Source organism: Pseudomonas sp. KK4 (assembly GCF_001984065.1).
Classification (GTDB): Bacteria; Pseudomonadota; Gammaproteobacteria; order Pseudomonadales; family Pseudomonadaceae; genus Aquipseudomonas.
The window spans coordinates 1-10,225 of record NZ_LYVP01000152.1 but is presented as its reverse complement, the minus strand read 5'-3'; the positions used below and the strand labels follow the sequence as shown (position 1 = coordinate 10,225).

The 10,225-nt window shown below is 58.2% G+C and carries 11 protein-coding genes; 7 read left to right on the top strand and 4 right to left on the bottom strand.

Annotated elements, in window-relative coordinates; all coding sequences use genetic code 11:
- The 5 genes from B0W55_RS30990 to B0W55_RS26835 form a co-directional block, all read left to right on the top strand.
- Positions 1 to 247, top strand: a 247-nt coding sequence (locus tag B0W55_RS30990) for a hypothetical protein (RefSeq protein WP_218189774.1), incomplete at its 5' end; no start/stop codon positions are given.
- A gap of 56 nt (positions 248 to 303) precedes the next feature.
- Positions 304 to 1,908, top strand: a complete 1,605-nt coding sequence (locus B0W55_RS26850; RefSeq protein WP_077048936.1) for a tetratricopeptide repeat-containing response regulator — start codon at positions 304 to 306, stop codon at positions 1,906 to 1,908.
- Complete coding sequence (locus B0W55_RS26845; protein WP_077048935.1) at positions 1,905 to 2,597, top strand: sensor histidine kinase KdpD; 693 nt, start codon at positions 1,905 to 1,907, stop codon at positions 2,595 to 2,597. Before B0W55_RS26850 ends, B0W55_RS26845 begins: the two co-directional genes overlap by 4 nt.
- Before the next feature lie 216 nt (positions 2,598 to 2,813).
- Positions 2,814 to 4,055: a glutamine synthetase family protein gene (locus B0W55_RS26840; RefSeq protein WP_175645574.1), complete on the top strand. Its 1,242-nt coding sequence runs from the start codon at positions 2,814 to 2,816 to the stop codon at positions 4,053 to 4,055.
- Between the two features lie 70 nt (positions 4,056 to 4,125).
- The gene (locus B0W55_RS26835; protein ID WP_077048933.1) at positions 4,126 to 5,490 is read left to right on the top strand and encodes an MFS transporter; all 1,365 of its coding nucleotides are present in this window, start codon (positions 4,126 to 4,128) and stop codon (positions 5,488 to 5,490) included.
- Positions 5,491 to 5,567: 77 nt separating this feature from the next.
- Here the strand turns inward: B0W55_RS26835 and B0W55_RS26830 are convergent, their stop codons facing one another.
- The 4 genes from B0W55_RS26830 to flgA form a co-directional block, all read right to left on the bottom strand.
- On the bottom strand, positions 5,568 to 6,314 hold the full coding sequence (locus tag B0W55_RS26830; protein ID WP_077048932.1) for a flagellar brake protein: 747 nt from the start codon (positions 6,312 to 6,314) through the stop codon (positions 5,568 to 5,570).
- A gap of 92 nt (positions 6,315 to 6,406) precedes the next feature.
- Positions 6,407 to 6,874 (bottom strand): flagella synthesis protein FlgN, encoded by a 468-nt coding sequence (locus B0W55_RS26825; protein ID WP_077048931.1) that lies wholly within the window; start codon positions 6,872 to 6,874, stop codon positions 6,407 to 6,409.
- A gap of 48 nt (positions 6,875 to 6,922) precedes the next feature.
- Positions 6,923 to 7,249 (bottom strand): flagellar biosynthesis anti-sigma factor FlgM, encoded by a 327-nt coding sequence (flgM, locus tag B0W55_RS26820; RefSeq protein WP_077048937.1) that lies wholly within the window; start codon positions 7,247 to 7,249, stop codon positions 6,923 to 6,925.
- A 178-nt stretch (positions 7,250 to 7,427) separates the two neighbouring features.
- Entirely contained in the window at positions 7,428 to 8,189 is a 762-nt protein-coding gene (gene flgA / locus B0W55_RS26815; protein WP_077048930.1) for a flagellar basal body P-ring formation chaperone FlgA, read from the bottom strand.
- 83 nt (positions 8,190 to 8,272) lie between these two features.
- On the opposite strand from flgA, the gene B0W55_RS26810 reads away from it, so the two are divergent.
- On the top strand, positions 8,273 to 9,205 hold the full coding sequence (locus B0W55_RS26810; protein ID WP_015096472.1) for a chemotaxis protein CheV: 933 nt from the start codon (positions 8,273 to 8,275) through the stop codon (positions 9,203 to 9,205).
- A gap of 46 nt (positions 9,206 to 9,251) precedes the next feature.
- Positions 9,252 to 10,079, top strand: a complete 828-nt coding sequence (cheR, locus tag B0W55_RS26805) for a protein-glutamate O-methyltransferase CheR (protein WP_077048929.1) — start codon at positions 9,252 to 9,254, stop codon at positions 10,077 to 10,079.
- Positions 10,080 to 10,225 lie beyond the last annotated feature (146 nt).

Genomic DNA, 10,225 nt, shown 5'->3' with positions numbered 1-10,225 from the left:
AATTGCGAAAGCAGTTGGGGTTTTGTTTTGCGCGCTAGAAAAGTTGCCAGACAAGAACGCCTCACCCCATCCCGCCTCTATCGCAAACCACTGCGATTACGCATCTCGCTTCAAGAGAACGCTACTACTGGCCGATAACCATAAGGTCACAGTTCTCCACTTCCTGCAGTTCTCCAATCAGGAGAAAACGCTTGATAGCTCATGGCTACTAGCTATCATCTGCGCGCGGGAGCGGCAGAGAAGCTGATCTTTTTCATGAATTTGCCTTTCGGTTCTTCTTCTTAAATTGCCTGGAAATCTTCGATGCTGTCGTATCACCAAAAGAGTTTTCTGATCGTCGATGATTTTTCGGACTTCCGCAGCTCGGTCAGGTCCATGCTGCGTGAACTGGGTGTCAAGGATGTGGATACCGCCGACACTGGCGAGCAGGCACTGAAAATGTGCTCGCAGAAGTCCTACGATTTCATCCTGCAGGATTTCCACCTGGGCGATGGCAAGAAAAACGGTCAGCAGGTACTCGAAGACCTGATGATCGAGAAGCTGATCAGCCATGAAAGTGTCTTTGTCATGGTCACTGCTGAAACCAGTCAGGCGATGGTGCTCAGCGCGCTGGAACACGAACCTGACGCCTATTTGACCAAGCCCTTCAACCGGTCCGGTCTGGCCCAGCGGCTTGAGCGACTGGAGCAACGCAAGACGCTGCTCAAACCAATTCTCCAAGCGCTTGATCGAGGAAAGCCGGCCGAAGTGCTCAATGCCTGCATTGCCTTGTGTAAACAAGACATCCGTTACTCGCCGTTGTGCCTGCGATACCGCGCCGATGCACTGCGTGATTTGAATCAGAATGAGGCGCTTGAACGTCTCTACGACAGCATCATCGCCGACCGGCCTTTACCTTGGGCATATGCCGGACTGGGCAAGTTGCTGTTCAAACGCGGCCAGGTCGCGCAAGCCAAGGGTGTCTACGAAAAAGCGCTGAAAGTCTTCCCCATGATGCCCGCACTCTACGACGGCATGGCGGACGTATTGGTAGCTGAAGGGGATACAAAAGCGGCTCAGAAAGTATTGGAAGAAGCCATTCGCCTGTCTCCCTTGGCGGTACGGCGCCAGGCGCAATTGGGCAAGTTGGCGATGGCCAACGAGGATTTCGACACCGCCTCCAAGGCTTACCGTCAGGCTGTTTCCCAAGGCGCCCAGTCACGCTTCAAGGATGCCGAAAGCAACCTCGGACTGGCCCATGCCTTGATCAGTAAAGGCAGCGAAAAAGGCCTGGATACCCGAACCCGATTGGAAATCAATACAACGCTCAGTGCCGTAGCCAAGGAAAATCCCTCCGACCCCGGGTTGCAAATCCGTGCCCGGTTGATGAAGGCGACCAGTCTGCTGCTCAACGATGCCGAGACCGCCGAAAAACTCACCGAGCAAGCGATGATGCGCCTCGACGGCATGGAACAGTTCATGAGCGCCGAAGCCGCGTTATTGGTCGCCAAGCAACTGCAGATGCTCGGTCAAGCAGAGGCCGGCACCTCAATGCTGAAAAACTGCGTGGAAATCTACGGCGACGATCCGGCCGTCATGAAGGACATCGCCAAGCTCACGGACGATCCGACCATTCTCAATTCCGGCAATGCCGCGGCCGACCTCAACCGTCAGGGCGTGCGCGTCTACAAGACCGGGAACTTGGTCGAAGCGCGGGAAGTGTTCCGAAAGGCTTTGGCACTGCAGCCCAAGAACATCAGTATCGCGTTGAACATGGCGCAGTCACTGCTGCACGGCACGGACACCAGCGTGCCATCGACCGAACTCGAAGAGTGCCGAAAGTGCCTGAAAATGGTCGGTTTGATGCCCGATACGGATTCGCGCTATCCCCGTTACCAGAAACTCAAGAGCAAGGCGTTCGGCGAATGAACGACAATCAGCAAGGCTTGGATTTTTCCACGGTCATCGCATCCACCGTGCACGACATGAAGAACTCGCTGGCCATGCTGATGCAGGCTCACAGTCAATGGCTGGCCAAGCTGCCCGACCCGGCGAGGCATACATCCGAGCAAGGTGTCATCGAGTTCGAGTTCGCTCACCTCAACGGCATGCTCGTGCAGCTGCTGGGCCTGTACAAGCTGGGTGTCAACCAGATGCCTTTGCAGCCGGCCTATCACGAACTGGACGATTTCATCGAAGCACAACTGGCCTGCCACCAGGATGTATTCGCCAGCCGCGGTATTGCCGCGACCTTCGAAGTCGACCCGTTGAGCCCATTGGGATTCTTCGATCGGGAGTTGATCGCTTCGGTGCTGGCAAACAGCATCAACAATGCCATCCGCTTTGCCCGACATGCAGTGTTGATCAGTGTCAGCGATGAAGCCGGGCAACTGGTGCTGACCATCAATGACGACGGCCCCGGCTATCCCGCGCAAATGGTCGAGCACCAGGCGGATTATGTGCAGGGTATCAATCAGAGCAGCGGCAGCACCGGGCTTGGGTTGTATTTCGCCGGACGGATCGCGGCATTGCATCAGCGCAACGGAGTAGGCGGACGCACCGAAATAAGCAACGGCGGCCCGTTGGGCGGCGGCGTGTTCAGTCTCTACCTGCCCTGATCCTGTGCTATGGCATAAAACCTTTTTACTCGTCGCTGCTTGATATTCCGAACACGCGGAGCCTAATTTGTACGGGTCGCCATTCTCGGCTCGCACAATAACAAGGATAGTGTCATGACAACCGATGGCCTGGGTTCACTCGCGCAGCGACTGATGGGCATTGATGAGATTGAATGCGTTACGCCGGACTTGAATGGCGTACCGCGTGGCAAGGTGATGACCGCCGAGGGCTTCCTCGAAGGTCGACGCCTGCAGATGGCGAGGGGGGTGCTGCTGCAATGCATCATGGGCGGATATCCGCCAGCGCGTTTTTACGGCAGTGATGACAGTGATCTCGCGCTGGTACCCGATCCCGCGCAGATCCATCCGTTGCCCTGGAGCAGGCACCCTCGCGCATTCGCCATTTGCGATGCAGACGAATTGACCGGAGAGAGCTCCAATCTCTCGACTCGAGGCCAGCTCAAAGCGGTGATCAAGCGTTACGCTGCCCTTGGCCTCATGCCGGTAGTGGCCACGGAACTGGAATTTTTTGTCTTCGCGCCCAACGCCGATCCGACTCGACCCTTTGAGCCGCCCATTGGCCTGGATGGTCGTCGCGAAGAGGGTCATTCAGCATTCAGTGTCAGTTCCAATAACGGTTTACGGCCTTTCTTCAGTGAAGTCTACGCATGCATGGCGGCCCTGGGACTACCTCGCGATACCTTCATGCACGAAATGGGCGTCAGTCAGTTCGAGATCAACCTGCTGCACGGCGACCCGCTGCTGCTGGCTGACCAGACATTCCTGTTCAAGCATTTGCTCAAGGAGGTCGCGCTCAAGCATGGCCTCACCGTGGTGTGCATGGCCAAGCCCCTGGCGCACACGCCGGGCAGCTCGATGCATATTCACCAGAGCATCGTTGATGCCCAAACGGGACTTAACGTGTTCAGTGATGAGTCCGGCCAGCCCACTGCAGCCTTCCGCCATTTCATTGCCGGCCAGCAGGCCTGCATGGCGGATTTCACTGCGCTGTTCGCGCCGAATGTGAATTCCTACCAACGCTTGTGCCATCCTTACGCATCACCGAATAATGCCTGCTGGTCCCATGACAACCGGGCGGCGGGTTTGCGCATTCCAGCCAGTTCGCCGGTCGCTCGTCGGGTCGAGAACCGCTTGCCCGGTGCTGATGCCAACCCGTATCTGGCGATTGCCGCCAGCTTGGCCGCCGGTTTGTACGGCATTGATCGCAAGCTCGAACCGAGCGAGCCTATCCAGGGGGAATTTGAGGTGCCGGACAATCTTTCGTTGCCGTGTACCCTGCATGCTGCCCTTGAACGTCTGAAACGTAGCCAATTGGCAAAGGAACTGTTCGGCACCGAGTTCATCGAAGGCTACATCGCTTCGAAGACGCTGGAGTTGACCAGTTTCTATGATGAAATTACCCCCTGGGAACGGCGTGTCCTAGCCGCCCAGGCCTGACGCATCACCCATCTCGGGCTATCGTTTCGGTAGTTCGATTTCTCACCGCAAGGAGCCGCTCGGAACGCCGATGCGCCAAATCTGGAAACCCTTTCGAGCGTTGTATTTCGCCTCGCTGATGATGTTGATCGGCTCAGGCCTGCTGAGTACTTACCTGGGCCTGCGCCTGGCGGCCGATCACGTCGACAGCCTGTGGGTCGGTGCGTTGATGGCCGCCAACTACTTCGGCCTGGTGCTGGGCGGCAAGATCGGCCATCGGCTGATTGCCAGGGTTGGACACATTCGTGCCTACTCGGCCTGTGCCGGGATCGTCGGTGCGGCGGTGCTTGGGCACGGCCTGGTGGACTGGTTGCCGGCCTGGCTGTTTCTGCGGGTGATCGTCGGCCTCGGGATGATGTGTCAGTACATGGTCATAGAGAGCTGGCTGAACGAGCAGGCCGAAGCCTCGCAACGCGGTACGGTGTTCAGCGGCTACATGATCGCGTCCTATCTGGGCCTGGTACTGGGGCAGTTGATTCTGGTCATGCACCCGGGCCTGGGCCTTGAGTTGTTGATGTTGGTCGCCCTGTGCTTTGCCTTGTGCCTGGTGCCTGTAGCGCTGACCCGCCGGATTCACCCGGCGCCGTTGCACCCGGCGCCGATGGAACCGCGATTCTTCATCAAACGCGTGCCTCAGTCGTTGAGTACCGTGCTGGGGGCGGGGTTGATCATTGGCTCGTTCTACGGTCTGGCGCCGCTGTACGCTTCGCAGCAAGGACTGTCCACGGAACAGGTCGGTCTGTTCATGGGTAGCTGTATCTTCGCCGGGCTGCTGGTGCAGTGGCCGCTGGGCTGGTTGTCCGACCGTTACGACCGCGCGCTGCTGATCCGCTGCTTTGCCCTGGTCCTGGCCTTGGCTGCCTTGCCCTTGGCAATACTCAAGCAGGTGCCGCTGGAAGTGCTGTTCATTGCCGGCTTCCTCTGTTCGTTGGTGAAGTTCTGTCTGTATCCGCTGGCCGTGGCGTTCTCCAACGACCACGTCGAAGCCGATCGCCGGGTGTCTCTGACGGCGATGTTGCTGGTCACCTACGGTGTCGGTGCCAGTATCGGGCCCTTGGCCGCCGGTGTGCTGATGAAGCTGTTCGGCAGCCAGATGCTGTATGCCTTCTTCAGCTTCTTCGCCCTGGTACTGGTATGGCGGATTCGTCCGAAAGCCGTCACCAATCTGCATCAGGTGGACGATGCGCCGCTGCATCACGTGGCCATGCCGGACAGCATGTCGAGTTCGCCGCTGGTGGCGTGCCTCGATCCGCGGGTTGATGAGCAAGTGGTTCAGGATCAGATGCAGAATCCGCCTGCAGAACCGAGCCCGGAACCTGAGCTGCCGCAAACCGATGCGTCGCCCGAGGAGCCGGATGCGGACAGGGAGAAGAGTTTTACCGAAGCCAGGCCATAGTGCTCATGCATAAATACGAGGCATAAAAAAACGGGCAGTCACCGCAAGGGACTGCCCGTTTTTCATGGGCCGTTAAATCAGAAGTCGTCTTTGTCGAAACGTCGTGCTTCGCGCTGCAGCTGATAAACGAAACGCTCGACCTGCCGTTGCACCAGGCCGCTCATGTTGTGAAAGCGCACCCCCGCGAAGGTGGTGGAGATTTTTTCTTCGAAGTGCAGGTAGCGCAGTTCCACCGGTGCCGTCATCTTGCCGAAGGGCAGGGCGGCCGTGAAGCGATCATAGACCTGGCCCAACTGCAGGCTGCCGGTGATGTCGCCGGAGAAGCGCAGCTTGCAACCTGTGGCCGAGATGTCCAGCAACTTGCCGTCGATCGGCGCCTTGAGTTTTTCCCCGTCCATCACCACGTCGACAAGCTGTGCCAGCTTCAACGCAGCGCGGAATGCATTGCGGCGCTGGTGGTAGACCACTTCGTCGGGCAGGGTGCCGCGGTAGCAGCGGCTACCGCCGGATTCGTCGATGGTCAGCGGGCCGTTGCTTTCCCAGGCGATGCGTACGCCTTCGTGGAAGCCTTCGACCTTGAACGGCTCGCCCGCCAGCAGGAAGCGTTCGCCGTCGCGGGGAATCATTTCGTCCAGGGCAATCATGTTGCTGTCGCGATCAATGTCCACCAGATAGCTCTGGAAGCGCTGAGTGCGCTCGTGGAACGTGATGATCAGCGGGTCATGACTCTCTTGCAGTTGGCGAAGGTTGCCGGAGATTTCCAGGGGCGTGCTGAGCACCTTGGGTGGCTGCGGAGCATCGTCCGCATTTAAGGCATTGGACACGGTTAATCAATCTCCAGACAAATTTTGACTACGGCTAGCCAGCATTTTGCCAGCATGTTTCGCATCTTGATAGAGCACGCTCTTCGGCGGGCCTAAGCCTGACTGAGCGGACGCGGTTTCACAAGCTTGGAAAATGTTCCGCTGGCATCATAGAGCGCTGGAGGTTCGCCGCCAGTCAGAATCTTCAACTGGGTGGCCGTGGCGGCCTGCTGCACGACGATCGACTGGCCATTGCTGGCATTGGCGGCCTGGCATTGGCTCAGAAGATCGGTCAGCACATCGCTTTGCGCCAGCAGGGTTTCGCCGACGCTCGACTGGCTGGCCAGTTGCTCAAGCCCGCTGCGGTTGGTGGGCAGGTTGAGACTGGCGAGGATTTGACTGCGCTTGCGGCCATGCTGCTCGAGCAAAATGATCAGTGCCTGCTTCTGCGCGAGGATGTTCTCCAGCAGGTACATGTCGCGACCGTGCAAGGCGAGGGATTCGGTTCGCAGCAGCTCCAGCAGTTGTTGCGCCGGAGCGAAATCGTCGGTGATCAGTTGCAGCAGATTCGTGTCGTGCATGGCTGGCCTTGGGTTTTAAGCGTCCAAAAGCCTGGCGCGGCCGGTGGCCTAGCGCTGGGCTTCGAAATTGAGCAGTTTGCTGGCTACACGGTTGCTGTCGACTTTATAGCTGCCATCGGCAATCGCTGCTTTCAACTCGGCCACGCGGGCTTTGTCGACGGCAGGCTGATCGCGCAGCGTATCAGTGACCTTCTGCAACTGTTGAGCCTCATTGCTGAGATGTACCGACTCCCCGACTGTTGCGGTCCCGGCCTGTTCGGTCGGGGTGTTCAGCGGCGCGGATTTGCCGGCTTCGGCGGTTTCCTTGGCAACGCTGGTACGTGTACTGCCGGTAAGTGACGAGGAGCTGTTCAGACGGCTGAAATCGATGACCATGATAAAAAAACCTCTGGGAATTTGGACGCTTGCCATGTTTTCGGCCATTCCCTGCAAAACTTTAGGCCCATTTATCGAGAGCTTGCGCGCGTCAGCGCTTGCCCTGTATGGACCACAGTTTAGGGAACAGCCATGGCCAGCGCCACATCTTCGCGAACAGGTGACCCTTCATGGTCGTTTACATTGAAACCTCCACCTGGCCCGGCGCGACGACCTGCGCCTTGATGACCCGTTGGGAGTTGAGGTTCTTGACCCGGATCTGTTCGCTCATGCCGCCATTGGACAACGCTTCGCCGGGCATACGCACGCTGAGCGTGCCACTACGGGCGGTAATCACCACCTGATCGCCCTTGCGGATCACTTCAGCCTGCTCGAGGTGCACCAGTGTGATCACCTGATCGCCGACCATTGGTCGGGTCAGTCGCTGCCCGATCGCCTGGTCCAGTGACGTCAGGTAGCCCTGGTTGATCGCGCTGATATCACGCTCGCGCAGGATCACATCCTGAGGCTCGACAATCCCGCTGCGCCGGAGCGCTCGGGTGGTGGTCACGACATCGCGAAACAGGCGGACTTGAGCGGGTACGAACACCGTCCAGGGGGACGATCCCTCGCAGCGAACCTTGACCGTGACCCGGCCCAAAGGCTTGGCCGGACTCTCCAGAGAGGCTGTCAATTCCTTGTCGCACATCGGCATGCGCAGGCGCGGGTCGAGCTGGTTGACCTGGATTTCGTAGCGACCTTCGGTTTGACTGGTAGCCAGATAGTCTTCTACGGTGAACTCAAGAAAGCCCTGGGTGACGCCGATAAGCATGTCAGGCAAGGTAACCGCGTCAGCAAGGGCAGGGCTGCCAGCGTTGAACAGGCAAACAGCCGCCATCACGCCCAGGCATTTGCGGTAGGGGGTGGTCAGGCGTCGGAAAAATGTCGGTTCTGTGTTCATAGAAAGATAAAAAGCAAGCGCCGTGCCGTTTAGAGATGAATGTGCGTCGCAACAACACTTAGCGTTGGTGTAGGAGTCTGGGCATGGCTGGTGTAATGGATTCGGTGAACCAGCGCACGCAACTGGTGGGGCAGAATCGCCTTGAGCTGTTGTTGTTCCGTCTCGACGGGCAGCAGCTGTATGGAATCAACGTGTTCAAGGTGCGGGAGGTGCTTCAATGCCCCCAACTGACGTTGATGCCCAAATCCAGTCCCGTCGTGTGCGGCGTGGCAAATATTCGGGGCGCGACCATTCCGATCCTGGATCTGGCGATGGCAACCGGTTCCGGTGCCTTGAAGGACAAGAACAATCCGTTCGTGATCATCACGGAGTACAACACCAAGACCCAGGGTTTCCTGGTGCGTTCGGTGGAACGCATCGTCAACATGAACTGGGAAGAGATCCATCCGCCGCCCAAGGGTACCGGTCGCGATCACTACCTGACGGCGGTGACGCGGGTCGATAACCAGTTGGTGGAAATCATCGACGTCGAAAAGGTTCTGGCGGAAGTGGCGCCGACACCCGAAGCGATTTCCGTCGGAGTGGTGGATGTCGAAACCCAGCACAAGGCGCTCTCGCTGCGGGTGCTGACGGTCGATGACTCGTCGGTGGCGCGCAAGCAGGTGACGCGTTGCCTGCAAACGGTCGGCGTCGAAGTGGTGGCGTTGAACGACGGTCGGCAAGCGCTGGATTACCTGCGCAAACTGGTCGACGAGGGCAAGAAGCCGGAGGAAGAGTTCCTGATGATGATCTCCGACATCGAGATGCCGGAGATGGACGGGTACACCCTCACGGCGGAGATCCGCAACGACCCTCGCATGCAAAAGCTTCATATCATCCTGCATACTTCGTTGTCGGGTGTGTTCAATCAGGCGATGGTCAAGAAAGTCGGTGCCGATGACTTCCTGGCCAAATTCCGTCCTGATGACCTGGCATCCCGGGTAGTCGACCGGATCAAAGCAGCAGACATCAGCTAGGGGCGCTTTGCCCCTGGCAGTCAATACGATTTAAGAGGCGGCAGCATTGTCTACGGGTAATTTGGATTTCGAACAGTTCCGGGTATTCCTGGAAAAAGCCTGTGGCATTTTGCTGGGTGAAAACAAGCAGTATCTGGTCTCCAGCCGCCTCAACAAGCTGATGGAGCAGCAGGGTATCAAGTCGTTGGGTGAGTTGGTCCAGCGCATCCAGACCCAGCCGCGCAGCGGTTTGCGCGAAATGGTGGTGGACGCGATGACGACCAACGAAACGCTGTGGTTTCGTGACACTTATCCGTTTGAAGTGTTGAAGAACAAGGTGCTGCCCGAAGCGATCAAGGCCAGCCCCGGCCAGCGTTTGCGCATCTGGTCAGCGGCCTGCTCGTCGGGGCAGGAACCGTACTCGCTGTCGATGTCGATCGACGAGTTCGAGCGGACCAACGTCGGGCAATTGAAGATGGGTGTGCAGATTGTCGCCACCGATCTGTCCGGCACCATGCTCAACAATTGCAAGACCGGCGAGTACGACAGCCTGGCCATCGGCCGCGGCCTGTCCCCTGAGCGACTGCAGCGTTACTTCGACCCCAAAGGGCCGGGCCGCTGGGCCATCAAGGCGCCGATCAAGAGCCGGGTGGAGTTCCGCTCGTTCAATCTGTTGGACAGCTACGCGAGCCTCGGCAAGTTCGACATCGTGTTCTGCCGCAACGTCCTGATCTACTTCTCTGCGGAAGTGAAGAAGGACATCCTGTTGCGCATTCACAGCACGTTGAAGCCCGGTGGTTATCTGTTCCTTGGCGCCTCCGAAGCGCTCAACGGATTGCCGGACCATTACCAGATGGTCCAGTGCAGCCCGGGGATCATTTACCAGGCGAAATGAACGGTTGTCGGCAACATGAGAAACGGGAGTCCTGAGGGCTCCCGTTTTTTATGTCCGATGCTATCTACCTGAAGTGGGTATTCCCTGTGGGAGCGGGCTTGCTCGCGAATGCGGTTAATGGGCTGACATTTCCTTGTCTGGATACC

Bases quoted from the DNA above. Each gene is read 5' to 3' on its own strand.
- flgA (WP_077048930.1), bottom strand. From the start codon at position 8,189: ATGAACACAGAACCGACATTTTTCCGACGCCTGACCACCCCCTACCGC.
- B0W55_RS26825 (WP_077048931.1), bottom strand. From the start codon at position 6,874: ATGCACGACACGAATCTGCTGCAACTGATCACCGACGATTTCGCTCCG.
- B0W55_RS26810 (WP_015096472.1), top strand. From the start codon at position 8,273: ATGGCTGGTGTAATGGATTCGGTGAACCAGCGCACGCAACTGGTGGGG.
- flgM (WP_077048937.1), bottom strand. From the start codon at position 7,249: ATGGTCATCGATTTCAGCCGTCTGAACAGCTCCTCGTCACTTACCGGC.
- B0W55_RS26850 (WP_077048936.1), top strand. From the start codon at position 304: ATGCTGTCGTATCACCAAAAGAGTTTTCTGATCGTCGATGATTTTTCG.
- B0W55_RS26840 (WP_175645574.1), top strand. From the start codon at position 2,814: ATGACCGCCGAGGGCTTCCTCGAAGGTCGACGCCTGCAGATGGCGAGG.
- B0W55_RS26835 (WP_077048933.1), top strand. From the start codon at position 4,126: ATGCGCCAAATCTGGAAACCCTTTCGAGCGTTGTATTTCGCCTCGCTG.
- B0W55_RS26845 (WP_077048935.1), top strand. From the start codon at position 1,905: ATGAACGACAATCAGCAAGGCTTGGATTTTTCCACGGTCATCGCATCC.